Source organism: Pseudarthrobacter sp. HLT1-3 (genome assembly GCF_059383535.1).
In genome coordinates this window covers 56,149-81,698 of the sequence record NZ_JBWZCJ010000014.1, presented here as the reverse complement: position 1 = coordinate 81,698, position 25,550 = coordinate 56,149, and the positions used below count along the sequence as shown (strand labels likewise).

Here is a 25,550-nt window from a genome sequence, read left to right as displayed (position 1 = left end):
TTCCATGTTACAGCGTTACTAGGCCCTGATCTGGCCCTCGCCCTGGACGATCCACTTGGTGGTGGTCAGTTCCTTCAATCCCATCGGGCCGCGGGCGTGCAGCTTCTGGGTGGAGATGCCGACCTCGGCACCCAGGCCCAGTTCGCCGCCGTCGGTGAAGCGGGTGGACGCGTTCACGATCACGGCAGCCGACTCAACCTCCGCAATGAACCGCTCGGCGTTGCCGAGGTCGTTGGTCAGGATGGCCTCGGTGTGGCCGGTAGACCAGGTGCGGATGTGCTTGACGGCGTCGTCCAGGCTGTCCACCATCGCCACGGCCAGGTCCAGGTCCATGTATTCGGTTGCCCAGTCCTCATCGGTCGCCGGAACCGAATCGACCGAGTCCGGCAGCGCGGCGCGGATCCGCTCGTCGGTGTGCAGGGTGACGCCGGCGGCACGCAGGGCGGCGGCAACGGCCGGCAGCACCGTCGAGCCGGAGTGGACCAGCAGGGTTTCGACGGTATTGCACACGCTGGGCCGCTGGGTCTTGGCGTTCAGCAGGATCTCCACGGCCATTTCCTCGTTCGCGGAGGCGTCCACGAAGATGTGCACGTTGCCTTCGCCGGTCTCGATCACGGGGACCCTGGCGTTGGTCACGACGGACTGGATCAGCTCCCGGCCGCCGCGGGGAATCAGGACGTCGACCCGCCCGCGGGCGCGCATCAGGGCGTTGGCGCCTTCCCGGCCGTACTGGTCGACGCTCTGCACGGCGTCGGCGGGCAGGCCCACCGAATCGAGGGCGTCACGGAGCACCGTGACCAGGGCGGCGTTGGTGGCGGCGGCGGCGGTCCCGCCGCGCAGGATGACGGCGTTGCCGCTCTTCAGGCCAAGCCCGGCGATGTCCACGGTGACGTTGGGGCGCGCCTCGTAGATGGCGGCGACGACACCCATGGGCACGTTGATCTGGCGCAGCCGCAGCCCGTTGGGGAGGGTCTGGCCGCGCACTACGTTGCCAACCGGATCCGGCAGGTTGGCGAGGTTCTCCAGGGCGTCAGCGAGGCCCTGGATGCGGGCGCCCGTGAGGGTCAGCCGGTCAAGCATCGCCGCAGATGTTCCGTTGGCTTTGCCGGCCGCGACATCCTTGGTGTTGGCGGCAAGGATCTGGGTCTTTCGCTCCAGCAGTGCGGCCGCGATGGCGCGCAGCCCGCGGTCCTTCCAGGCCCGGTTGGCGCGGGCCATCCTGCGGGCGGCCTGACGCGAGCGGTCGGCGATGGCGTGGACGGCGGCCTCGACGGCGGCCGGTGAAGGCTGTACGTTCACCTGGTCCGGCAGCGAGGCTGCCTTCGTGGCATCGTGGGAAGTCTCAGCGGCTTGGGAAATCTGTGCCTCAGTCATCCTTCAAGTCTAGGCGGGCCTGCGTGCTAAACCAGAACCAGGTCGTCAACGTGAACAACCTCGCGGTCGAATCCACGGCCCAGCGACTCCCCGAGTTCCACCGTGGAACGTCCCAGCATCTGGGGCAGCTCCGCAGCGGAGTAGTTGACCAGACCGCGTGCAATGACCGTGCCGTCGGCAGCGACCATTTCCACGGCGTCGCCTGCCTCGAAATTGCCTTCAACCGCGGAGATCCCGGCCGGGAGCAGCGAGGTGTGGCGGTCGCGCACGGCCCGGACCGCGCCGTCGTCGAGGATCAGCCGGCCCTGCACGTGTGCGAGGTGGGCAAGCCACATCATCCGCACCGGCTTGCGTGCCCCGTTGACGGTGAACCACGTTCCAACGTCCTCGCCGGCCAGGGCTGCAGTGACATTCGCGGTCGACGTAACCATCGCGGGGATTCCGGAATCGGCCGCCATGATGGCCGCCTCGACCTTGGTCTGCATCCCTCCGGTTCCGACTCCGGCCTTGCCGGGCTCGCCGATGGTTACACCCTCGAGGTCCTGCGGGCCGTCCACGCGGGGAATGCGCTTGGCGCCCTTCGCCGGAGGGCCGTCGTAGAGCGAGTCAACGTCGGACAGCAGCACCAGGGCATCGGCTCGCACCAGATGGGCCACGAGCGCCGACAGGCGGTCATTGTCGCCGAAGCGGATCTTGTGCGTGGCAACGGTGTCGTTTTCGTTGACCACCGGCACCACGCCAAGGTTCAGTAGCCTGTTCAGGGCGCGGAAGGCGTTCGTATGGTGGCTGCGCCGCATGAGGTCGTCGGCTGTGAGCAACACCTGGCTGACAGTCACGCCGTGGGCGCCGAAGGCGTGCGTGTAGCGCGCCATCAGGAGTCCCTGGCCCACGCTGGCCGCTGCCTGCTGGGTGGCCAGGTCCCGGGGACGCTTGGCCAGTCCTAACGGCGCCAGGCCGGCTGCGATTGCACCCGAGGACACCAGGATGATTTCCATGCCCTCGTTGCTCTTGACCGCCAGCGCATCCGAAAGTGCAATCAGCGCTTCTTCCGAAATGCCGCCTTTGATGCTGGTGAGCGACGACGATCCCACTTTGACCACGATGCGGCGCGCTCTGGCGAGCACGCTCCGGTCGTTGCTGGGTTCCTCGATCAATACTGCGGAACTGGCACTCACTTCTGCGGGTTCACTTCCTCATTTTCTTCGTCCAGGGCACTCTCCTTGAGCGGCTTGGGCCGGCGTCCGCTGACGGATTCGGTCCAGATCCCGGCCTTGCGCTCGGCTTCGAGTTCGGCGCGGGCCGCGGCCTTGGCCTCGCGGCGCTCGACCTGCTCGTCGCGCTTCTGGCCGCGGGTGGGCCGGTCGCCGATGTCGGCGAAACGCACGTCGGTGCCTCGCGGCGCCGCCAGCAGTTCGGCGCCGGCCATCATGGTCGGCTCCCAGTCGAAGACAACACCATCGTCCTCGCCGATAACAACCATGTCGCCGGGCTTGGCGCCCTGCTTGAACAGTTCATTTTCGACGCCGAGCTTCGCCAGACGGTCGGCGAGGTAGCCGATGGCTTCCTCGTTGGTGAAGTCGGTCTGCTTGACCCAGCGCACCGGCTTGTCGCCGAGCACGCGGAACAGCGGCTCCAGGTTCTTCTCCTCGCGGCGGATCTTGAAGCCGGATTCGTTGACCGCGCGGGGCTTGAGCACCGGTGCGTGCACCTTCGGCGGGGCAGCGGCGACGGCGTCGCGGGCGGCCTGGACGATTTCTCCCATGGCGAAGCCGAGCTGGCGGAGGCCCTCGTGGCTGGTCGCGGAGATTTCGAAGACCTTGTAGCCGCGGGATTCCAGTTCCGGGCGCACGAATTCGGCCATGTCCTTGCCGTCCGGCAGGTCGACCTTGTTCAGTGCGATGAGGCGCGGGCGGTGGTTCAGCGGGACGACTTCGCCGTCGGAGCCCGCGAAGCTCATGTCCACGGCGTACTTTTCCAGCTCGGCCTCGATGACGGCCAGGTCGGAGAGCGGGTCGCGGTCCGATTCGAGCGTTCCGCAGTCAAGGACGTGCACCAGGGCGGCGCAGCGCTCGACGTGGCGGAGGAAGTGGTGGCCGAGGCCCTTGCCTTCGCTGGCGCCTTCGATCAGGCCCGGGACGTCGGCGATGGTGAAACGCACGTCGCCGGCCTGGACCACACCGAGGTTCGGGATCAGCGTGGTGAAGGGGTAGTCGGCGATCTTGGGCCGCGCGGCGGACATCGCGGCGATCAGGCTGGACTTGCCGGCGGAGGGGAAGCCGACCAGGGCAATGTCGGCGATGGACTTCAGTTCCAGGACGACGTCGGCGGCTTCGCCTTCGATGCCGAGGAGGGCGAAGCCGGGGGCGCGGCGCTTCTGCGAGGAAAGCGATGCGTTGCCCAGCCCGCCGATGCCGCCGGCGGCGGCAATGTATTCGGTGCCTTCGCCGACGAGGTCAGCGAGGACCCGGCCGTCCTTGGTCTTGACTACGGTGCCCTCGGGAACCGGGAGGATCAGGGTTTCGCCGTGCTTGCCGGCGCGCCAGTCGCCCATCCCGGGGCCGCCGTTGGTGGCGTGGCGGTGCGGGGCGTGGTGGTAGTCAAGCAGGGTGGTGGTCTGGGGGTCGACACGCAGGATGACGTCGCCGCCGTTGCCGCCGTTGCCGCCGTCGGGACCGCCGAGCGGCTTGAACTTCTCGCGGTGGACGGAGACACAGCCGTGGCCGCCGGTACCGCCGGATACGTGCAGTACTACCCGGTCTACAAAGCTCGCCACGTGGATCTCCTCAGTGCTGTTCCCCGGGCCTCCAAAGACGCCCAAGATGATTGTAATGCGGTTAAAACACCGGTGGAGCGGACCTAATGGCCCGCCCCACCGTTTTAAGACTTGTTGTTACTCTGCAGCTGCAGCAGTCACAATGTTCACGACGCGACGACCGCGGCGGGTGCCGAACTCGACAGCGCCGGGGGTCAGTGCGAACAGGGTGTCGTCGCCGCCGCGGCCAACGCCGGCGCCCGGGTGGAAGTGGGTGCCACGCTGGCGGACGATGATCTCGCCTGCGGAAACTACCTGGCCGCCGAAGCGCTTGACGCCGAGGTACTGGGCGTTTGAGTCACGACCGTTGCGAGTGGAACTCGCGCCTTTTTTATGTGCCATTTGGAAATGCCTGCCTTAAAATTCTGGGGAATCTGCTGAAAACCTGAACAGTAACGGTTAGTTACTTGATACCGGTGATCTTGACCTTGGTCAATTCCTGACGGTGACCCTGGCGCTTCTTGTAGCCGGTCTTGTTCTTGAACTTCTGGATGACGATCTTGGGACCGCGAAGGTCCTCAAGGATCTCAGCCGTAACCTTTACCTTGGCCAGGTCCGAAGCTGCAGACGTGACCTTGTCACCATCCACCAGGAGCAGTGCGGGCAACTCAAAGGTGCTGCCGGCTCCACCGGGGACGCGGTTCAGGGTAACGAAGTCTCCAACGGAAACCTTCTCTTGGCGGCCGCCTGCGCGGACAATCGCGTACACCACTGGGGAACTCACTTCTCTCGACGTTTATTACTAGATTTGCGTGCGGAACCTGGGTCCAAAGATTCTGGTCCGGCTCACGCTGTGCCTCTACGCCGGTGGGTTCCCCGGGGGGACCCATGAGCTATCCCGTGGACAATCGCACTCGAAATCAAGTGGAGCGTCCTCAAGGTCATAACCCAAGTGTTGGCGTAAGCACCGAAGATCTAGACTACGCTAATTTTGCCTTCGGCCGCAAATGAGGCTGGTTCCGACGTGAAATACGTGGTAGGCGCCACTCTGTATGGACAGAGCCTGCCGTAACGACTTCCGGAACCGTGCCCAACCATCGTACAGGCTCGGCGGGCCCCCGCCGTCAGGCGTGCAGCCGCGGCGCGTCGAAGAAGTCGACCTCGTAGCGGGAGGACTGCCGGAAGACCAGGGTCATGGCGTCCCGTTCAGCCGGGGACGCCGCCCGGGCGGCGTCGTCGGTGTAGGCGATTGCCTGCCGGGTGGCGGCGGCGAACTCCGCATCGGCGTAGGTGCGCAGCCACACCGCGTACGGATGCGCGTCCGGGGCGCCCGCTGCGAGGAACTGCGCGTGCAGGGTCTCCCCCACCTCGGCATAGAGCCAGAAGCACGGCAGCACGGCTGCCACCAGCACGCCGTAACTGCCGGCCGAGGCGGCCAGCAGATGGTCCAGGTAGGACCGGGTGACCGGCCCGGGAGCCACGCCGGCCGTGCCGGCGCCAAGCCAGGTCCGGTGCAGCTCGGATTCCACTTCGAGGCAGTTCTGTGCGGAGCGGAGCCAGAAGAGCTGTTCGGCCTCCGTGGGTGCGATGGCGGCGGCCCGGGCCAGGACCCGGGAATAGCCGTTCAGGTACAGGGCGTCCTGGCTGAGGTAGTAGGCAAATTCCCGCTCCGGCAGCGACCCGTCGGCCAGGCCCCTGATGAAGTCCAGCCCGTGGATCGCGGCCAGGTCGGCGGTGGCGGCGTCCCGGAGCACGGCGGTGAATTCACCCTGGGCCGGTACCCGGCCGGTGCTGGAATGATTTTCGGTCTGCTGCTGGACGTGATGGAAGTGGTGCACCGGGCCGTTGCCGGTGCCGACGTCGAGCCGGTCCGAGGTGCGCAGCGCCTCCCGGAGCCAGGGCTTGACCTCCCGGAGCGCAGCCTCCCAGTCCCCGGTCCCGGCCTGCCCGATGATTCTGGCCTGCACCGTGGCGATCGCCGAGGACAGCGAGCAGCCGGTCCCGTGGCTGTTGCGGGTGGGCACCCGCTCCCCCGGCACCACGATCAGGTCCTGGGCCAGGAGCCCGCCGGTGTTGACCAGCGCGTCCGGGCAGCCGCCGCCGTCGAGCTGGCCGGAGGGATCTCCGGTCCCGCCGCCGGGCCGGCCGCCGTCGAGGTGGCCGCCCTTCACCAGGACGGTGGTGCCGGTCTGGGCGGCGAGCCGCTTGCCCTGCTCCAGCGCCCCGGCCCAGTCCCCGGCGACCGCTTCCCGGAGCAGGATCGCGAGCTCGGCCAGGTTGGGCGTGATCAGGTCCGTGAAGGGCAACAGCGCGTGCAGGGCCGCCTCCGCGGACTCCTGCAGCAGCCGGTCGCCGCTCGTCGCCACCATCACAGGATCCAGGACCACGACGCCGGGGCGGGTCGTCGCCAGCCAGCCGCGGACGGCGTCGATCACGGCGGCATCCCCGAGCATCCCGATCTTGACGGCGTCGATGCTGATGTCCTGGCTGAGGGCGTCGAGCTGGGCGGTCAGGAAGTCCGCCGGCGGGACGTGCACGGCGCTGACGCCGCGGGTGTTCTGCGCGGTCAGGGCGGTGATCGCCGCCATGCCGTAGCCGCCGTGCGCCGCAATGCTTTTGAGGTCGGCCTGGATGCCTGCGCCGCCGGAGGGGTCGGAGCCGGCGATCGCCAGCACCCTCGGGATCCGGGATACGGGCACGGCAGGGGCGGGCGGAAGAAACGATGGGGCGGCGGTCATAAAAGACATCCCTTCGCCGGTGCTAACCGGACAGGTTCAACGGGTTTGGATCTCAGCCGGCTCGATGCGGCACCCCGTGTCAGGATCCAGCCTAGCCGGATCCATTAACGAAGCCGCGGGCACGGCCCGAACCTGGCGTATTGCTACGCGGTCCGGACCGCACCCGCGGCCTGGTTGAACTGTTCTGCTGTTAGAGCTCGGACGCCGGAACGCCGACACCGAGGATGATCGGCTCGCTCGCGGCAGGCTTGGCGGCCGGCAGTGCTGCCGGGACCTTGGCCTCGTGCACCGAGACGGGCGCGGCCTGCGGGGTTTCCCTCCGCTGTTCCACCGAAGTCTCGTTGGCTGCACCCTGGGCGCGGCTGGCGCTCCGGTTGCGGCGGCCGCGGCGGGCGCGCGAGGTGCCGCCCGCGGTGTCTGCCTCGGTCTGGGAACCCGGCGCCTGGGCGCGTCCCGGGCCGGTTCCGCCGGTGCGCGCCGGAGCTGCCGCTGCGGTCCGGGCAGCCGGGGCTGCCGCCGCCGCCGGTTCCGGGGCTGCTGCGGTGGCGGCCGCTTCCGGGGCTGCCTCGGCTTCACCCAGGTGGGCGAAGGCCTCCGTCAGCAAGTCCAGGGTGAGTGCGGGCGCACTTGCCTGGTCGGCGTGTTCGACGAAGGGCAGGGCGACCTGCTCACCGCCGAACGTCAGCACGGCGGCGGGGCGGCCGGCTGCCTCCTCCGACGCGGCGAGCTCGACCACTGCATCGACTGCGGCCTGGCGGGACTGGGCGTCGGCAGCGGTGGCTGTCTCGCCGTCGTGCAGGTGCGCGGCGTGCGCCGCTGCGGCGATGTTCGCCAGCGCGGCGCGGGTTGCCTCGGCCTTGGCGTGGCGTTCGGCCTCGGTGGGCTCCGGGTGGACTGCTGCCGGGACGGACTGCTCGTCCGTGCCCTGGCCGCTCCTGCCGCGGCGGCGGCTCTTGCGTTCGGTGCGTGCGGCGGGCTGGTGCTCGGTCCGCGGTACGTGGTGCTCTGCGGCCACCACGTTGGCGCGGCGGTGCTCCACGGGCTCGTCGTGGGTGACGATGCCGCGGCCGGCGCAGGTTTCGCACTGCTCGCCGAAGACTTCCAGCAGTCCGGTGCCCATCCGCTTGCGCGTCATCTGCACGAGGCCCAGTGAGGTCACCTCGGCGACCTGGTGCTTGGTCCGGTCCCGGCCCAGGCACTCGACCATGCGGCGCAACACAAGGTCGCGGTTGGATTCGAGCACCATGTCGATGAAGTCGATGACGATGATGCCGCCGATGTCGCGGAGCCGGAGCTGCCGGACGACTTCCTCGGCTGCTTCGAGGTTGTTCTTGGTGACGGTTTCCTCAAGGTTTCCGCCGCTGCCGGTGAACTTGCCGGTGTTGACGTCCACCACGGTCATGGCTTCGGTGCGGTCGATCACGAGCGAGCCGCCGGAGGGCAGGAAGACCTTGCGGTCCAGGGCCTTGTGGATCTGCTCGTCGATCCGCCAGGCCGCGAAGATGTCCGTGTCCTTGGTCCACTTCTCCAGCCGGCCGACGAGGTCGGGCGCCACGTAGGTGACGTAGGCCTCGATGGTGTCCCAAGCCTCCTCGCCGGAGACGATCAGCTTGGAGAAGTCCTCGTTGAAGACGTCACGGACCACCTTGATGGTCAGATCGGGTTCGCCGTAGAGCAGTTCGGGGGCGAGGATCTTGGTGGAGGTCGACTGGCCTTCGATGCCTTCCCACTGGGCGCGGAGGCGGTTGATGTCGTGCGTGAGCTCTTCCTCGGACGCGCCCTCGGCCGCGGTGCGGACAATGACGCCGGCGTGTTCCGGCAGCCGGTCCTTGAGGATCCGCTTCAGGCGGTTGCGCTCGACGTCGGGCAGCTTGCGGGAAATGCCGGTCATGGACCCGCCGGGAACGTACACGAGGTACCGGCCCGGCAGTGAGATCTGGCTCGTGAGGCGGGCGCCCTTGTGGCCGACCGGGTCCTTGGTGACCTGGACCAGCACGGAGTCGCCGGACTTCAGCGCGTTTTCGATCCGGCGCTGCTTGCCCTCGAGGTTGACGGACTCCCAGTTGACTTCACCGGCGTAGAGCACGGCGTTGCGGCCGCGTCCGATGTCAACGAAGGCGGCTTCCATCGACGGCAGCACGTTCTGGACCTTGCCCAGGTAGACGTTGCCGATCAGGGAATCCTGCTGGGTCTTGGACACAAAGTGCTCGGCCAGGACGCCGTCCTCGAGGACGCCGATCTGGATTCTGTCGTCGCGCTGGCGGACGATCATCTGGCGGTCGACCGATTCGCGCCGGGCCAGGAACTCGGCCTCGGTGATCACGGTGCGGCGGCGGCCGGTGTCGCGTGATTCGCGGCGGCGCTGCTTCTTCGCCTCGAGGCGGGTGGAGCCCTTCAGGGACGTGACACGGTTGTTGACCGGCGCCTCGGTGGCCGCACGGGGTGCCCGGACGCGGGTCACCGTGTTGGGCGGATCGTCGTCTTCCCCGCCGGTCAGTTCGAGGTCCTGGTCACCACGGCGGCGGCGGCGGCGGCGGCGCGAGGTCACGCCGTCCTCGAGCGGCTCCTCGGAACCGTCCTCCTCTTCGTCTCCGGCGGCTTCGGTGTCGTTTCCGGCGCCGGCCTCACTGTCGGCTCCGCGGCTGGTGCGTCCGCGGCGGCCGCGGCTGCGGCGCCGACGGCGGCTGCCTGCGTCTTCGCCGTCCTCGCCTTCTTCTTCTTCGTCCGTGTCTGCCACGGCTGCCACGGCGGGGGCCGGGCGCACGACGGCGGTCAGGTCGGGCGCCTGGAAGATCATCGAGGAGAGCGCGCCCGGCTCGAGGAAGAGTGAGGCGGCGGAGCGTGCTTCGGCGGCGGGCGCCTCCGCTGCGGCGGGGGCTTCTGTTGCCGCCGGCGCTTCGGCTGCTGCAGTTGCTGCGGCCGTCGCGGGGGCTTGGGCTGCCGAACCCGCGGACGGGGCGGTGCGGCCGGTCCGGGCGGTGCGGCCAGCGCGGGCGGTGCGGGCGGTGGCAGTGTCCACTGCGGCGCCTGCCTCCGGCGCTTCCGCCGGGGCGGCCGCGGTGGCTTCCTCTGCCGGGGTCTCGGCGGTCGGGGCCGCCACGGGGGCTCCAGCTTTGGCGCGGCCGACGCGGCGCCGGACCGGCTTCTCGACAGGCGCCTCAGCGGCCGCGGCCGCCGTCGTCTCAACTGCGGGGTTCACAGCGGTGGGAGCCTCGGCTGCGTCGTCAGCGAACGCCGGAAGGGGTGCGGCCGGCTCGGCCACCTTGCGGGCCCGGGATCGGCGGGCGGGCGCCTTGGCCTTGGCTTCAGCGGCTGGGGCCTCCGCGCCCTCGGCGGGAACCGCAGTGTCTGCTGCGGTGTCGGCTTCAGCTGCGGTTTCTGTGACAGCTGCGGTGCCTGCGTCCGCCGCGGCGCCGGTCTTGGGCAGAGCCTTGCGGCGGGTCCGGACCGGCCGCTTCGGCGGCGTGGCTGCGGCAGTTGCTGTTGCTTCGGATGATTCGTTCGCGACAATCGCGTCTTCGTTGCCTGTTACAACCTGGTCATTATCCATATGTGGCGACACTCCTGCCCCTGACGTGCCGCCACATCCGGCACCCGTTGGGGCAAATATTTGTCAACACCCGCAGGCATCGACAGAAGTCAATTGGATACCCTCAGGTTCGCACCGGCAGTGGGGTGCGGCAGCCCTGGAGGGCCGGCGGAATTGTTCTGAAACCCGTTGATCTACACGCCACAACCAGGTGCCGTCCAATGGCATTGCGGGACAGCCCGGATCAGAGGATCCGCAGCTCCCTGCTCATCATTGGCGGTCTTGGGAACAAAGTCGCCGGACCGGAATCCGGATGTGGATCGGGTTCCAGCCACGATCATTGTCTCACAGGACCTGACAAAGCAGGCGTAAGCAAGTCATCCGGCTCACACCGTGTACCGAATTACCGGTGAGGGCCGTCGCTTCCCGGGCTTCCTTCAGTCTCCGGCGATAGAATCGGACCAGTTGCACCCGACCCGAAGGACATCCATTCCATGCCCAGCATCTCCAGTGCCACCGGCCAGGCCGCCGTGCAGCAGCAGCACGCCTCCAGCACGCCTGCTCCGGAACGGCCGCTGCCTCCGATGACCCGCGACCGCCCGTTCGCGTGGCTCCTGCTGATCACCGGCGTCGTCGGCTGGCTTGCCTCCGGGACCCTGGTGCTGGAAAAACTGGAGGTCCTCAAGGATCCCAGCCACGTGACCGTGTGCGACGTGAACCCGTGGATCTCCTGCGGCCAGGTCATGCAGACGTGGCAGGGGTCGGTGTTCGGGTTCCCCAACATGTTCATGGGCATTGTGGCGTTCGCGGTCATTATCACCACAGCGATGGGCATGTTCGCGGGAGCCACGTTCGCGCGCTGGTACTGGCTGGGCCTGCAGGCCGGTGTGACCCTGGGCTTCGCCTTCGTGGTGTGGCTGTGGTCGCAGGCGCTGTATTCCATCCACATCCTGTGCCCGTTCTGCATGGTGGTCTGGGCCGCGATGATCCCGCTGTTCGTCTGGGTCACCGTCCGGAACGTGACCCACGGCGTGATCCCGCTCCCCGCGGGCCCCACCAAGATCCTGGGCGACTCCGGCTGGATCATCACCGCGCTGCTTTACGTCGCCGTGGTTGCCTCCATCTTCTTCGCCTTCATCCAGGTCTTCATCGGAACATCCGGCTACTAGGCACATCCCCGCCGCATAACCCTTCCCGCTCCGACGGCCGCCTAAACGCCGCCGAGGTGACAGCTAAGGCCCGTGTTCGCGACGAACATGGGCCTTAGCTGTCACCTCGGCGGGCGGGGGCGGGAGGGTGGGTCCGGGAAGTTAGTCCTGGAACCAGATCTTGATCTCGCGCTCCGCGGAGTCCACGGAGTCCGAGCCGTGGACCAGGTTCTGCTGCACCTTCAGGCCCCAGTCGCGGCCGAAGTCGCCGCGGATGGTGCCGGGAGCCGCCGTCGTCGGGTCGGTGGTGCCGGCGAGCGAGCGGAAGCCCTCGATCACGCGGTGGCCCTCGAAGATGGCTGCGACGACGGGCCCGCTGAGCATGAACTCGACGAGCGGCTCGTAGAACGGCTTGCCCACGTGCTCCTCGTAGTGCTGCTCCAGCAGTTCACGGCTCGCGTTGACCTTCTTGAGCTCGGCCAGGGTGTAGCCCTTGGCTTCGATCCGGGCGATGATGCTGCCGGTCAGGTTGCGGGTGACGCCGTCGGGCTTGATCAGGACGAGGGTGCGCTCAATGCTCACAGCTGCTCCAATGCGTTGGGGGTGGGTTGGAAATAAGTCTAGTTGCTCTGGTCTTCGGGGTGGGCTGCGTCCCAGGCGGCCTGGTCGCGTTCGCGCTGGGCGGCCTCGCGGTCAATCCGGATGCCGGTGCGGATCCCGTACCACCATGCCACGGCGAACAGGGCGCCGACGAGGAACATCGCCGGCTCCAGGATGCCGGTCAGGATCAGCACAATCTGCAGGACCCAGCCCAGGGCCACGCCCCACGGTTTGGACAGCACCGCGCAGGTGAAGGCGTAGATGAGGCACAGCGCGATCCCGACGGAGAAGATCAGGGCCGGCGGGAACTCGTCCCGCCGCAGCCCGAACACGGTCAGCGTGCCGAAAAGCACCACGAAGGCTTCGAGCAGCAGCACCGTGGACGCGAACATGACCTTGGTGGAGCGGCGTTTCTTGGGCATGCCCGGGCGCCATTCGCGCTGGGCCTTGGTGAGTTTCGCCATGGTCTAGGCGTCCGCCTTTCCGAGCAGGATCCGTGCTTCCGCGACCAGCGTGATGGAACCGGTGACGAGGACGCCGCCGGCGAGGTCTTCGTTGGCTTCGGCCCGTTCCACCGCCCACTCGATCGCGTCGTCGAGCTTCTCCGCCACGTGGATATTGTCCTCGCCGAAGCCCAGCTCCACCGCGAGTTCCGCGAGGTCCTCGGCCGGTACGGCTCGGGGCGAGTTCGACTGCGTGAAGCAGTACTCGGCGGCCAGGTCGCCGAGTGATTCCTTCAGCTGGCGGAGGATTTCCTCGGCGTCCTTTTCGCGCAGGACCCCAACCACCACCACGAGTTTGGTGAAGCTGAAGGCCTCGTGGATGGCCTCGGCCGAGACCCGGATGCCTTCGGGGTTGTGCGCGGCGTCCACGATGAGCGTCGGGGCGGTGCGCACCACCTCGAGGCGCCCGGGCGAGGTGACGGAGGCGAAGGCCTCCTGCACGATTTCGGCGTCGAGCGGCTTTTCCGCGCCGAAGAACGCCTCCAGCGCAGCGATCGCGACGGCGGCGTTCTCGGCCTGGTGCGCGCCGTGCAGCGGAATGAGCAGATCCTCGTAGCGGCCGGCGATGCCCTGGATGGTGACCATCTGGCCGCCGACGGCGACGGTGCGGGATTCGACGCCGAACTCGACACCTTCGAAGCGGAACGGGACGTTCGTTTCCTGGGCCTTGTCCAGCAGGACCTGGGCCGCGTCCCGGGGCTGCGCGGCGCTGACCAGGAAGCCGCCGGGCTTGATGATGCCGGCCTTTTCGTGCGCGATGTCCTCGGTGGTGTCACCGAGCAGTTCGGTGTGGTCCAGCGAGATCGGGGTGACCACAAAGACCTGGCCGTCGCCGACGTTGGTCGCGTCGGTGATGCCGCCCAGGCCCACTTCGATGACGGCGACGTTGACCGGCTGGTCGGCAAAGACCGCGAAACCCAGGATGGTAAGGCACTCGAAGTAGGTTAGCCGGGGCTGGCCCTCGGCCTCGAGTTCGCCGTCCACGATGGCCAGGTACGGGCGGATCTCGTCCCAGATCCGGACGAAGGTCTCATCCGACACCGGTTCGCCGTCGATGCTGATCCGTTCGGTGACCTTGGACAGGTGCGGGCTGGTGTAGCGCCCGGTGCTCAGGCCGTGGGCGCGCAGCCCCGCCTCGATCATGCGGGCGGTGGAGGTTTTGCCGTTGGTGCCGGTGACGTGGATGATCGGGAACGCCTTGTTCGGCTCCCCCAGGATGTCCATCGCCCGGTGCAGCGGGGCCAGCCGCGGCTCCATCTTGTTTTCCGGGGCGCGGCCCAGCAGTTCGGCGTAGACGCTTTCTACGGAGAATTCGTCGGTCATGGTTCAGGCCTCAACTTTCTTGGCAACGCTGACCTGGGGTTCCTTGACGTCGGCCGGAACCGTTTCCAGCTCAAGGGTCAGGGTTTCGGTCTTGACGAGCTCCGCGTTGGCCAGCAGGGCGTCGATGACGTCCTGCCGTGCGGTGACGGTGGTGTGGATCCGGTCGCTGACGTTGAGTCCGGCGTCCTTGCGGGCCTGCTGGATGGCGCGGACCATGTCCCGGGCCGCGCCTTCGGCTTCGAGCTCCGGGGTGACCTCGGTATTGAGGACTACGAATCCGCCGCCTGGCAAAACGGCGGCGGCGCGGGATCCCTCGCCCTCCGCGGCCTCGGCCACGACGGTTTCCAGGGTGTATTCCTGCGGCTCGAGTTCCAGGCCGCCGGCGGTGACCACTCCGTCGACTCCGTCGATTGTTTGAACGGACCAGTCGCCGGACTTGGAACCCTTGATGGCCTGCTGGACGTTCTTGCCCAGCCGCGGGCCCGCGGCCCGGGCGTTCACCACGAGCTTCTGCTCGATGCCGAATTCCTCCGGGGAGGCACTCTCGGCGTCGAGCAGGCGGACCGAACGCAGGTTCAGTTCATCGGCGACGACGGCGGCGAAGCCTTCCAGCGCGGCCGCGCCGGGTGCCACGACGGTGAGTTCCTGCAGCGGCAGGCGCACCCGGAGGTTCGCGGCCTTGCGCAGTGAGGAGCCGGTGGAGCAGATCTGCTGGACCCGGTCCATCGCCTGGACGAGGCCCGGGTTGGCCGGGAACAGCTCCGCGTCCGGCCAGTCGGCCAGGTGGACGGAGCGCCCGCCGGTAAGCCCGCGCCAGATTTCCTCGGAGACCAGCGGCAGCAGCGAGGCCGAAACCCGGCACACCGTTTCCAGTGCGGTGTAGAGCGCGTCGAAGGCGTCCACGTTCTCGTCGAAGAAGCGCTGGCGGCTGCGGCGGACGTACCAGTTGGTGAGCATGTCCAGGTAGCTGCGCAGTTCGTCGCAGGCGCCGGAGATGTCGTAGCTGTCCAGGGCCGCGGTCATGTTCCGGACCAGGTCCCCGGTGTTTGCCAGCAGGTACTGGTCCAGGGTGTCGGTGTAGCCGTCATAGCGCAGCTTCGCGTCATACCCCGGCTCTGTTCCACCGGCTCCACCGGCCGCGTTCGTGTACAGCGTGAAGAAGCTGTACACGTTCCACAGCGGCAGGATGACCTGGCGGACGCCGTCGCGGATGCCCTGCTCGGTGACCACAAGGTTGCCGCCGCGCAGGATCGGGCTGGACATCAGGAACCAGCGCATCGCGTCGGAGCCGTCACGGTCCAGGACCTCGGAAACGTCCGGGTAGTTCCGCAGGCTCTTGGACATCTTCTGCCCGTCCGAGCCCAGCACAATGCCGTGGCTGATGACGTTGCGGAACGCCGGCCGGTCAAACAGTGCGGTGGAGAGGATGTGCAGCATGTAGAACCAGCCGCGGGTCTGGCCGATGTACTCGACGATGAAGTCCGCCGGGTTGTGCGTGTCGAACCAATTCTCGTTCTCGAATGGGTAGTGCACCTGGCCGTAGGGCATCGAGCCGGAGTCGAACCAGACGTCCAGGACGTCCTCGACGCGGCGCATCACGGACTGGCCTTCCGCCGGGGTGCGCGGGTCATCCGGGTTCGGGCGGGTCAGCTCGTCGATGAACGGACGGTGCAGGTCCACCTCGCCGGCGTTGTTCAGCGGCAGCCGGCCGAAGTCGGCGTCGATCTCGGCGAGCGAGCCGTAGACGTCGGTGCGCGGGTAGTCCGGGTCGCTGGACTGCCAGACCGGGATGGGGCTGCCCCAGTAGCGGTTGCGGCTGATGGACCAGTCGCGGGCGTTGGCGAGCCACTTGCCGAACTGGCCGTCCTTGACGTTGCCGGGGATCCAGTTGATCTCCTGGTTCAGCTCGGACATCCGGTCCTTGAACTTGGTGACCTCGACGTACCAGGACGACACCGCACGGTAGATCAGCGGGTTGCGGCAGCGCCAGCAGTGCGGGTAGCTGTGCTCGTAGCTGGCCTGGCGGACGAGGCGGCCCTGGGCGCGGAGCACCTGGGTGATCGGCTTGTTCGCGTCGAAGACCTGGAGTCCGGCGATCTCGGCGAGGTCGCCGTGGCCGAACAGCGGCAGGAACTTCGCGCCCTCGTCCACGGACAGGACCACCGGGATGCCGGCTTCTTCACAGACCTTCTGATCGTCTTCACCGTAGGCGGGGGCCTGGTGGACGATGCCGGTGCCGTCGGTGGTGGTGACGTAGTCGGCGGTGAGGAAGCGCCAGGCGTTCTCGGTGCCGTACTTTTCGGCGTCCTCGAAGTAGTCCCAGAGCGGCTCGTACGTCAGCCCGTCGAGCTCGGCGCCGGTGTGGCGGGAGGTGACGGCGGCCTCGGCGGCCGCCACGCCCTCGGCGCCGTCGCCGTAGCCGAGGTCCTTGGCGTAGGTGCCCAGCAGCTCGGCTGCCAGCAGGAAGCTGCCGCTGACGGGCGCGTCGGCTGCGGCGGCCTTGATGCCGTGCGGGCCGGCCGGCAGCACGGCGTAGTCGATGCCGGGCCCGACGGCGAGCGCCAGATTGGTGGGCAGTGTCCAGGGCGTGGTGGTCCAGGCCAGGGCCTGCACGCCGGCGAGCTGCCGCGACAGCTCCGACTCCCCCGCCGTGATCGGGAAGGTCACCGTGACGGTCTGGTCCTGCCGGTTCTTGTAGACGTCGTCGTCCATCCGCAGTTCATGGTTGGACAGCGGGGTCTCGTCCTTCCAGCAGTACGGCAGCACGCGGTAGCCGTTGTAGGTCAGGCCCTTTTCGTGCAGCTGCTTGAAGGCCCAGAGCACGGACTCCATGTACTCGACGTTGAGCGTCTTGTAGTCGTTTTCGAAGTCGACCCAGCGGGCCTGGCGGGTGACGTAGCTCTTCCACTCATCGGCGTACTTCATCACGGACGCGCGGCAGGCGTCGTTGAACTTGTCGATGCCCATCGCCTCGATCTGGGTCTTGTCCGTCATGCCCAGCTGCTTCATGGCTTCGAGTTCGGCGGGCAGCCCGTGGGTGTCCCAGCCGAACCGGCGCTCGACCCGGCGGCCGCGCTGGGTCTGGTAGCGGCCCACGAGGTCCTTGGCGTAGCCGGTGAGCAGGTGGCCGTAGTGCGGCAGGCCGTTGGCGAAGGGGGGGCCGTCGTAGAAGACGAATTCGTTGCTGCCGGGCGCGCCGCCGGGAAGGTCGGCGTCGCGCTGGTCGATGCTTGCCTGGAAGGTGCCGTCCTCATCCCAGTACTTGAGGATGCGTTCTTCGACCTCCGGGAACTTCACGGAGGCCGACACACCAGAGGTGTTGGAAGCAGAGGTGGTGGCGCCCGCGCCGGAAGCTGCGGCGGAGGCCTTCGGGTAATAAGTCATCTCGACATCCTGGGTTGAGCTAGTGAACAAATGGGTTCATTCAGGATGCGAGGACGGCCCCTGCACTGTCTTTCGACAACGCCGGCACCGCGGTACCACCTCACTTACCGTCGCCGGATCCCCGTAAACGAGGAAGCGCCGGCGTCGGCCGCTCATTGACTGCTGTGACGGGCTTACCCGTCCGGTTCTACCGGCCCTGGCGCACTAAGTTGCAGGAAAGTCCTGGCGTCGGGGCGTTCTTCCGGAAGCTCACCGGTGATGGCCGGGTCAAAGCTGCTACCAGAAGTCTAACAACTGGAACGGGCCCGCAATGCCTACACTGAATCCCATGATGTTCCGGACCCGGGGCCATGCGGCCCCGCGAACGCCCGCGGGCCGGGCGGCGGCCCGCTGGCGGCTGCTGGCCGGGCTGGCGGCGGCGCCCGTTGCGGTGGTCTCGGTCTTCCGTGCCGTGCCACGGGAATGGCCCATCACCGTGGTCCAACTGGTGTCCTTCACACCGTGGCTGGTGCTGCCTGCGGGCGCCTCGCTGCTGTTCGCAGTGATGGGCCGGCGGCGCTGGCTGGCCGGCGCCGCGGCGGGGCTCGTCGCAGTGCAGCTCTTCTGGCTGGTCCCGCTGGACTACGCCCGGGCCGTGCCGGATCCCGCGGCTGGCTCCGGAGCGGGTTCCGGGCCTGCGTCCGGGCAGGGCTTGGTGGAGCTGCGCACGATGAGCCTGAACGCCAAACTTGGCAAGGCGGACGCCGCGGAAATCGTCCGGCTGGTCCGGGACAACGGCATCACCCTGCTGACGGTCCAGGAATACACGCAGGCGCTCGAAGACCGGCTGGCGGAGGCCGGCCTGGCCGAACTCCTCCCGAACAGGATCAGTGCCCCCGCCGGCAGGGCCTCCGGGAGCGCCGTCTTCTCAGCCCACCGGCTGGTCGCCGCCGGGACAGTACCTGGCTCGCACTTCAACATGCAGATGATCCGGCTCACCGCCGAATCCGGCGGACAGCGGGCCGTCGTCGAGCTCACGAACGTGCATGCCAGGGCTCCGGTGGGCGTGGGCCTGCCGAAGTGGCGCAACGACCTCGCCGCTCTCGGCCGGCTGGCATCGCGCTCCGGGAATGTGCTGCTGGCCGGTGATTTCAACGCCAGTTACGACCATGCCGAGTTCCGCCGGGTACTGCAGGACGGTGGCCGGGCCATGGTGGACGTGGGAATGGCAGAGGGTTCACGCCTGGTCCCGACCTGGCCGATGGAGGACCTGTTCCTCCCCGGCATCACCATCGACCACCTGGTGACCAGTCCGTCGGTGCGCAGCGCCGACTATTCGGTGCACCGGGTGCCCGGCACGGACCACGCCGCCATCACGGCGACCCTGTCCGTCCCGGCCGCCCGGTGAGCCAAGCAACCGGGTAGGCCAAGCAACGCGGGGTCACTTTCGGCCCATAAAACCCCGGTTTATGGGCCGAAAGTGACCCCGCGTTGCTGCTTTGGTGCCGGTAAGGGCCGCTGCCGGGCAAGCGCCGGCCGCCGAGTGAACGCCTCGCCGGGGTACGAAGCTAGGCCTTGCGGATCAGCTTGTAATTCGCGGCCTGCGCGACCGGGCGGATCACAATCTGGTCGAGGTTGACATGGTGCGGCGCCGTGACGGCGTACCGGACGACGTCGGCGACGTCTGCCGCGGTCAGCGGCTTCTCGACGCCCTGGTAGACCTTTGCGGCCGCGGACTGGTCGCCGAGCCGGTTCAGGGCGAACTCCTCGGTCTGGACCAGGCCGGGTGCCACCTCGATCACCCGGAGGTTGTGCTCGGCCTCCTCGAGGCGCAGGGCACCGGTGAGGGCGTGCTGGGCGAACTTCGCGGCGTTGTACCCGCCGCCGCCCTCATAGGCGGAGAGTCCCGCCGTCGAGGTCAGGTTCAGGACGGTGCCTTCACCGCCGGCGCGCAGCATCGGCAGGAACGCCCGGGTGAGCTTCATGGTGCCCAGGACGTTGACCTCAAACATCCATTCCCAGTCCTCGGTCTTGGCCTCGGCCACCTTGTCCGCGCCGCGGGCACCGCCGGCGATGTTGATGAGCGTGTCGATGCCGCCGGCGCGGGTCACCTCATCGAGGAGCCGGGCGATGTCGGCGTCGTCAGTCACGTCCGCCGGAAGGGCGACAGCGCCGGTTTCCGCGGCGAGCGCCGCCAGCCGGTCCGCTCGGCGGGCAACGGCGTACACGGCCCAGCCCTCTCCCCGGAGCGCGCGCACGGTGGCCTCGCCGATTCCGGTGCTCGCGCCGGTGACAACTGCTGCTTTGTTCTGGATTCCTTCAGTCATGGCACCACCCTAACGGCAAGCCCCGGGCACCCGCGCCGGGCTCCCCACGGGAGAACCTGGATGAACCAGGATGAACTCGGCTGCCGCAGGAGCGGTCAGCGCGCCAGGAACTCCAGCAGGACCCGGGCGTGGTTGGCCTGCGGGTCCCTCGCCGCGAACAGCAGCGTCACCTTCCCGTGCTCGGCGGCCAGGTCCCGCAGCGTCTGGACGGCCGGGTTGCCGTCGAGTTCCGCCTCATAAGCGGCACGGAAGTCGGCGAAGCGCTCCTGCATGTGCGCGAACTCGGTCCGCAGCGCCGGGGAGGGCGCCACCTCCTTGAGCCACAGCTGAAGCTGCGCGCGTTCCTTGCTGATCCCGCGCGGCCAGAGCCGGTCCACCAGGACCCGGCAGCCGTCGTCGTCGGCGGGTTCGTCATAGATGCGCTTGATCGCGAAGGGCCCGGCGAATGTCTCCATCTGCGCATGCTACGCCGGCACCGGCGGCAGGCACGGCGGTCTGTGCGCGCGGACCGTGAAAGAATTGCGGCATGGCTGAAGACACGCAGGGTACAGACACGCCCACCACCGCCCCCATCAACGTTCCGGACAAGCCGGCCCTGGAGGGGCTCGAAGACGCCCTCACCCGGCGCTGGCTTGACGAAGGGACCTACAAGTTCAACCCGGACACCACCCGGGAGCAGGTCTACTCGATCGACACTCCCCCGCCGACGGCGTCGGGTTCGCTGCACGTGGGCCACATGTTCTCCTACACCCAGACCGACGTCATGGCGCGCTACCAGCGGATGACCGGCAAAAACGTCTTCTACCCGATGGGCTGGGATGACAACGGCCTGCCCACCGAGCGCCGGGTGCAGAACTACTACGGAGTGCGCTGCGACCCGACCCACGCGTACGACGCCGACTACCGTCCCCCGGCCGAGCCCGCCAAGAACCAGCGCGACTTCGACGTCGTCTCGCGCCGGAACTTCATCGAACTGTGCGAGGAACTCGCCGTCGAGGACGAAAAGGTCTTCGCGAACCTGTTCCAGACCCTCGGCCTGTCCGTGGACTGGGACCTGACCTACCGCACCATCGACGACAAGTCCCGGGCCATCTCCCAGCGCGCCTTCCTGGCGAACCTCGCCGCCGGCGACGCCTACATGGCCGAGGCGCCCACCCTGTGGGACGTCACCTTCCGGACCGCGGTGGCCCAGGCCGAACTCGAGGACCGCGAGGTCGCGGGCGCCTACTACCGGTACCCGTTCTTCACCGAAGACGGCGAAAAAATCTACATCGAGACCACCCGCCCGGAACTGCTGGCCGCCTGCGCCGCCCTGGTGGCCAATCCCGACGACGAACGGTACCAGCCGCTGTTCGGCAAGAAAGTCACGTCCCCGCTGTTCGGCGTGGAGGTGGAGGTCAAAGCCCACCCGCTCGCCAAGGCGGACAAGGGCTCCGGCGTCGCCATGGTCTGCACCTTCGGCGACCTCACCGACGTCACCTGGTGGCGTGAACTGCAGCTGCCCACCCGCGCGATCGTGGGCCGCGACGGCCGCATCGTCGGCGAGACCCCGGAGTGGATCACTACCGACGAGGGCCGCGCCAGCTTCGCGGCGATCGCCGGCAAGACCGTGTTCAGCGCCAAAGAAGGGGTGGTGGAGCTCCTGACCGCCGCCGGGCTCCTCGACGGTGAGCCGAAGAAGATCATGCACCCGGTGAATTTCTTCGAGAAGGGCGACAAGCCCCTCGAGGTCGTGACCTCCCGCCAGTGGTACATCCGCAACGGCGGCCGCGACGCGGAACGCCGCGAACGGCTCATTGCCCGCGGCCACGAGATCGATTTCCACCCGGCCTTTATGCGCTCCCGGTACGAGAACTGGATCTCCGGGCTGAACGGCGACTGGCTCGTTTCCCGCCAGCGGTTCTTCGGCGTGCCGGTGCCCGTCTGGTACCCGCTGGACGCCGACGGCAACCCGGACTACGCCGCTCCGATCGTCCCGTCCGACACGCAGCTGCCGGTGGACCCGGCAGCGGACGCGGCCCCCGGATATGAGGAGGCCCAGCGCGATCTGCCGGGCGGCTTCACCGGCGACGCCGACGTGCTGGACACCTGGGCGACGTCCTCGCTGACGCCGCAGATCGTGGGCGGCTGGAGCACCGACGAGGCGCTGTTCGCCAAGGTCTATCCCTTCGACGTGCGACCGCAGGGCCACGACATCATCCGGACCTGGCTGTTCTCCTCCGCGGTGCGCGCCGACGCGCTGCAGGACTCCGCGCCGTGGAAGCACGCCGCAATTTCCGGCTGGATTTTGGACCCGGACCGGAAGAAGATGTCCAAGTCCAAGGGCAACGTGATCGTCCCGACCGACGTGCTCGAGGAGTACGGCTCGGACGCCGTCCGTTACTGGGCGGCCTCGGCCAAGCTGGGCGCGGACACGGCCTACGAGATCGCCCAGATGAAGATCGGCCGCCGGCTGGCGATCAAGCTGCTTAACGCCTCCAAGTTCGTGCTGAACCTGGGCGCCACCGAGAATTCCGTGGTGTCCGGGGACCTTTCCGTGCTCAGCAACACCCTGGACCGGGCGGTGCTGGCCCAGCTCGCCGACGTGGTCCAGCAGGCCACCAAGGCGTTCGAGGGCTACGACTACGCCCGGGCCCTGCAGATCACCGAGAGCTTCTTCTGGCACTTCACCGATGACTACGTGGAGCTCATCAAGGACCGCGCTTACGGTGCCGCAGGCGAGGCCGAGCAGGCTTCCGTGCTCGCGGCGCTGGCGACGAGCCTGGACACGCTGCTGCGCCTCTTCGCACCGTTCCTGCCGTTCGCCACGGAGGAAGTCTGGAGCTGGTGGCGCACCGGCTCGGTGCACCGGGCCGCCTGGCCCTCCGCAGTAGCGACCGACGGCGACACCACGCTGCTGGCCACGGTGGGATCTGCGCTCAGCGGCATCCGCAAGGCCAAGTCGGAGGCCAAGGTCAAGCAACGCACCGAGGTGCTGTCCGCGACCATCACGGGCTCGGAATCCCTCACCACGCAGCTGAAGGCGGGCCTGGCCGACCTGAAGGCTGCTGCCAACGCCCGGGAGCTGACCCTGGCGGTCGGCGACGGCGAACTGACCGTGAGCGACGTCGTTCTGGCACCTGCCGAGGCGTAGCGTCTAGCCTAGCGTCTGGCGGGATCCTGACGCGGGATTCTCGGAGACAGGAGGGGTGCCGAACCGGTCTGGTTCGGCACCCCTTGGTGCTGGTTAGTGTGGGCCCGGAAGAACGTCGGCTCGCGCTGTGTGTAACTGGCCTCCGGGTTAGGCCTCCGGGATGGGCACGCCATAGGTTTCGAGCGTGATGCTGTCCGGGTCCGGTCCGCCGCGCACGCCGGTGTCGAGTGCGTCGATGGCGGCGCGCTGCTGCTCGGTGAGTTCGAAATCGAAGACATCGAAGTTCTCGGCGATGCGCCCAGGGTTGACCGATTCGGGATGGCCGAGCGGCCCTGCTGCAGGTGCCAGCGCAGCATGATCTGGGCGGCCGACTTCCCGTGCTCACGGCCGATTTTGAGCAGCGTGGGGTCCTCGAAGGCGCTCTTCTCGGCGCCGCCGTAGGATGTGATGCCGCCGATGGGCGACCGAGCCTGGGTGAGGATGCCGTGCTTGGCGTGCAGGCGCTGGAGTTCCTTCTGCTGGAGGTAGGGGTGGAGCTCGATCTGGTTTACAGCCGGAATGACTGATGTCTCGGCCAGGAGGCGGTCAATGGATTCGGGCCCGCTTAGCCTTGACCGTATGGAAGTCCAGGGCGCAGGGCCGGACATCGAATCCTGGCTACGCCGCGCCGGACTTCTCAGGAGCTAAGCAGATTCACTCCGGCGTCTGCCTCGGCTTCGCCGATGGCCCAGGCCGCGTTGACCAGGCCGATGTGGCTGAACGCCTGCGGGAAGTTTCCCAGCAGCTCGTTGCTGTCCGGTGCGACCTCTTCGGCCAGCAGGCCCAGGTCAGTGGCGAAACCGGCGGCCCGTTCGAAGACTCGCCGGGCGCGGCGGGTTTCCCCGGCGAGGGCCAGGGCCTGCGCCAGCCAGAAGGTGCATAACAAAAAGGTCCCTTCCTCGCCCGCGAACCCGTCATCGGCCCGGTAGCGGTAGACGAGGCCGCGGGGATCGGTGAGCCGCTGCTCCACCGCCTCGATCGTGGCACGCATGCCCGGATCGTCCGCGGGGAGGAACCCCACGATGGCGAGCATCAGCGCTGAGGCGTCGAGGTCCTCGGAGCCATAGGCCTGCGTGTAGGCGTTCGCCGCGGGGCTCCAGCCCTCGCTGCGGATGGAACCCGCGATCTGCTCCCGCGCCTCGGCCCAGCGCGGTACCCGCTCGGGTGTCCCGAGGATCCCGGCGAGGCTGATGGCCCGGTCGACGGCGACCCAGCACATGAGCTTTGAGTGCAGGTAGTGGCGTGGCTCCCCGCGTACTTCCCAGATGCCGTGGTCGGTCGAGCGCCAGCGTGCAGCCGCCGCGTCTGCGGCGTCGGCGAGGAACCGCCGGGTGTCCGGTGCGAGCGCGGCGAGGTATTCCGGGAGTGTGGCGGCGGCGTCGAGCAGTTCACCGTAGACGTCGAGTTGGCGCTGGTCCCACGCACCGTTGCCGACCCGGACCGGGGCGCTGCCGCGCCAGCCGGGCAGGTGCGCCAGAACTCGTTCGGGCAGCTCGCGTTCGCCGCCGACGCCGAACATGATCTGCAGCTCCTCCCCGCCGGCCAGCTGGCGTGCGGCCGCCGTGGCGAGAAACTGGAAGAACTTCCCTGCCTCGTCCGGGCAGGCGGCCACCCAGAGTGCCTGCAGGGTCATGCTGGCATCCCGGATCCAGGTGTACCGGTAATCCCAGTTGCGTATGCCTCCGGGCACCTCCGGCAGCGAAGTGGTCGGGGCGGCCACGATCGCTCCGGTCGGGTAGTAGGTAAGGGCCTGCAGGATCCGCCCGCTGCCGTCGACAAGGTCCTGCCAGGGGCCACGGTAGCTCTGGTGGATCTCCGACCAGCTGGTCCAGCCCTGCACGGTGTCGGCGAGCCGGCGGCTGATGTCGGACTGGCTCCAGACGGAGGGGACACCGTCTGGGGCGAAGTAGTGCTGGAGGGCGAAGCCCGTGACGTCGCCGGCGGTGAGAATGAGCCGGGCCCTCGCTGTGCCCTCCCGGAGGTCGAAGGCAACCGCGCTGGAGACGGCAAGTGCCTGGCTTCCCGCGCTGGCCAAGAAGCCGCCGTCGACTGCGCGCAACCGGGGCCGGGTGAGGCCGTAGTCCGGACGGGGGCGGATGGTGATCTCGAGCTCGACCGTCCCCGCGGTGCAGGCCATCTGGCGGAGTAGGGCCCCGGGTGAATCCGAGCCCAGGTCGTGGCCCCGTTTACCGTCGCCGAGCACGAGGGCATCCGTGACGGTGACGCTGCCTCTCGCGGTGGTGTGGGTCGTCTCCAGCACCATCGTGGGGCCGAGGTAGCGGCGGGTGGAGGTGTGGGCACCGACGGGGTGGATCGACCAGAAGCCGGCCTCCGGGCCCAGCAGCCGCCCGAAGACCGAGGGGCTGTCAAAGCGCGGGAAACACAGCCAGTCCAAGGAGCCAGCCGCGCTGACCAGGGCTGCCGAGGAGCAGTCGGACAGCAGGGCGTAGCTGGCGATCGGTTCACTGCTCATGGCACCCAGTTCGTTGGCTGAGCTGTGCGTTGGCTGAACTGTTTTGAGTCAATCTGCTTTTGGGCAAAGGGGAAGCCCCATCAGCGTTTTGCCGTTGGTGGGGCTTCGACTTTTCGATTGTCACGTGACGTCTTAGACAACCTGGCAGAATCCTTAGATTTTCAGGTCTTCCTACCTCGTCACTGGTAGCCATCATCTGACTTTGCCGAAGGCTGCGTCGGATGAGTGTCACTGAATCTTTGGTTTCT

The 25,550-nt window shown here is 68.0% G+C and carries 18 protein-coding genes and 1 riboswitch; of the genes, 3 read left to right on the top strand and 15 right to left on the bottom strand.

The features are described 5' to 3' along the window. Positions 1 to 18: 18 nt before the first annotated feature. The 7 genes from AC50X9_RS13315 to AC50X9_RS13285 form a co-directional block, all read right to left on the bottom strand. A complete protein-coding gene (locus AC50X9_RS13315; RefSeq protein ID WP_494894239.1) occupies positions 19 to 1,374 on the bottom strand; it encodes a glutamate-5-semialdehyde dehydrogenase in 1,356 nt (451 codons plus the stop codon). A 26-nt stretch (positions 1,375 to 1,400) separates the two neighbouring features. Further along, positions 1,401 to 2,549 (bottom strand): glutamate 5-kinase, encoded by a 1,149-nt coding sequence (gene proB, locus AC50X9_RS13310; protein WP_494894238.1) that lies wholly within the window; start codon positions 2,547 to 2,549, stop codon positions 1,401 to 1,403. Beyond that, positions 2,546 to 4,147 carry a GTPase ObgE gene (gene obgE / locus AC50X9_RS13305; RefSeq protein WP_494894237.1) on the bottom strand — a complete coding sequence of 534 codons (1,602 nt, stop codon included), beginning with the start codon at positions 4,145 to 4,147 and terminating at the stop codon, positions 2,546 to 2,548. Before obgE ends, proB begins: the two co-directional genes overlap by 4 nt. 117 nt (positions 4,148 to 4,264) lie before the next feature. Further along, positions 4,265 to 4,528, bottom strand: a complete 264-nt coding sequence (gene rpmA, locus AC50X9_RS13300) for a 50S ribosomal protein L27 (RefSeq protein WP_120949928.1) — start codon at positions 4,526 to 4,528, stop codon at positions 4,265 to 4,267. A 61-nt stretch (positions 4,529 to 4,589) separates the two neighbouring features. After that, a complete protein-coding gene (gene rplU / locus AC50X9_RS13295; RefSeq protein WP_024368343.1) occupies positions 4,590 to 4,898 on the bottom strand; it encodes a 50S ribosomal protein L21 in 309 nt (102 codons plus the stop codon). 352 nt (positions 4,899 to 5,250) lie between these two features. Further along, on the bottom strand, positions 5,251 to 6,864 hold the full coding sequence (locus tag AC50X9_RS13290) for a bifunctional hydroxymethylpyrimidine kinase/phosphomethylpyrimidine kinase (protein ID WP_494894236.1): 1,614 nt from the start codon (positions 6,862 to 6,864) through the stop codon (positions 5,251 to 5,253). Continuing rightward, positions 6,856 to 6,951: riboswitch (TPP riboswitch) on the bottom strand. (Overlaps the previous gene by 9 nt.) A 103-nt stretch (positions 6,952 to 7,054) precedes the next feature. Beyond that, entirely contained in the window at positions 7,055 to 10,414 is a 3,360-nt protein-coding gene (locus AC50X9_RS13285; RefSeq protein ID WP_494894235.1) for an Rne/Rng family ribonuclease, read from the bottom strand. A 473-nt stretch (positions 10,415 to 10,887) separates the two neighbouring features. On the opposite strand from AC50X9_RS13285, the gene AC50X9_RS13280 reads away from it, so the two are divergent. Next, positions 10,888 to 11,562 (top strand): vitamin K epoxide reductase family protein, encoded by a 675-nt coding sequence (locus AC50X9_RS13280; protein ID WP_494894234.1) that lies wholly within the window; start codon positions 10,888 to 10,890, stop codon positions 11,560 to 11,562. Positions 11,563 to 11,703: 141 nt separating this feature from the next. Here AC50X9_RS13280 and ndk read toward each other — a convergent pair whose 3' ends face one another. From ndk to ileS, 4 genes are read right to left on the bottom strand one after another with little or no spacing between them, the layout of a single operon-like run. Further along, positions 11,704 to 12,123, bottom strand: coding sequence for a nucleoside-diphosphate kinase (ndk, locus tag AC50X9_RS13275; protein WP_479822180.1), 420 nt, complete (start codon positions 12,121 to 12,123; stop codon positions 11,704 to 11,706). Positions 12,124 to 12,161: 38 nt separating this feature from the next. Continuing rightward, complete coding sequence (locus AC50X9_RS13270; RefSeq protein ID WP_494894233.1) at positions 12,162 to 12,605, bottom strand: DUF4233 domain-containing protein; 444 nt, start codon at positions 12,603 to 12,605, stop codon at positions 12,162 to 12,164. A 3-nt stretch (positions 12,606 to 12,608) separates the two neighbouring features. Then, positions 12,609 to 13,967 (bottom strand): bifunctional folylpolyglutamate synthase/dihydrofolate synthase, encoded by a 1,359-nt coding sequence (locus AC50X9_RS13265; RefSeq protein ID WP_494894232.1) that lies wholly within the window; start codon positions 13,965 to 13,967, stop codon positions 12,609 to 12,611. A gap of 3 nt (positions 13,968 to 13,970) precedes the next feature. After that, on the bottom strand, positions 13,971 to 17,351 hold the full coding sequence (gene ileS / locus AC50X9_RS13260) for an isoleucine--tRNA ligase (protein ID WP_494894231.1): 3,381 nt from the start codon (positions 17,349 to 17,351) through the stop codon (positions 13,971 to 13,973). A gap of 328 nt (positions 17,352 to 17,679) precedes the next feature. On the opposite strand from ileS, the gene AC50X9_RS13255 reads away from it, so the two are divergent. Then, positions 17,680 to 18,738 carry an endonuclease/exonuclease/phosphatase family protein gene (locus tag AC50X9_RS13255; RefSeq protein ID WP_494894230.1) on the top strand — a complete coding sequence of 353 codons (1,059 nt, stop codon included), beginning with the start codon at positions 17,680 to 17,682 and terminating at the stop codon, positions 18,736 to 18,738. A gap of 160 nt (positions 18,739 to 18,898) precedes the next feature. Here the strand turns inward: AC50X9_RS13255 and AC50X9_RS13250 are convergent, their stop codons facing one another. Both AC50X9_RS13250 and AC50X9_RS13245 read right to left on the bottom strand, forming a co-directional pair. Then, positions 18,899 to 19,657, bottom strand: coding sequence for an SDR family oxidoreductase (locus AC50X9_RS13250; protein ID WP_494894229.1), 759 nt, complete (start codon positions 19,655 to 19,657; stop codon positions 18,899 to 18,901). 95 nt (positions 19,658 to 19,752) lie between these two features. Then, a complete protein-coding gene (locus AC50X9_RS13245; protein ID WP_494894228.1) occupies positions 19,753 to 20,112 on the bottom strand; it encodes a DUF488 domain-containing protein in 360 nt (119 codons plus the stop codon). Positions 20,113 to 20,183: 71 nt separating this feature from the next. Between AC50X9_RS13245 and valS the strand changes: the two genes are divergently transcribed. Then, complete coding sequence (gene valS, locus AC50X9_RS13240; RefSeq protein WP_494894227.1) at positions 20,184 to 22,790, top strand: valine--tRNA ligase; 2,607 nt, start codon at positions 20,184 to 20,186, stop codon at positions 22,788 to 22,790. Between the two features lie 8 nt (positions 22,791 to 22,798). Here valS and AC50X9_RS13235 read toward each other — a convergent pair whose 3' ends face one another. Together AC50X9_RS13235 and AC50X9_RS13230 are read right to left on the bottom strand one after the other, a co-directional pair. Then, positions 22,799 to 23,437 (bottom strand): aldo/keto reductase, encoded by a 639-nt coding sequence (locus tag AC50X9_RS13235; RefSeq protein ID WP_494894226.1) that lies wholly within the window; start codon positions 23,435 to 23,437, stop codon positions 22,799 to 22,801. A gap of 29 nt (positions 23,438 to 23,466) precedes the next feature. Continuing rightward, positions 23,467 to 25,302 (bottom strand): glycoside hydrolase family 15 protein, encoded by a 1,836-nt coding sequence (locus AC50X9_RS13230; protein WP_494894225.1) that lies wholly within the window; start codon positions 25,300 to 25,302, stop codon positions 23,467 to 23,469. Between the last annotated feature and the right edge of the window lie 248 nt (positions 25,303 to 25,550).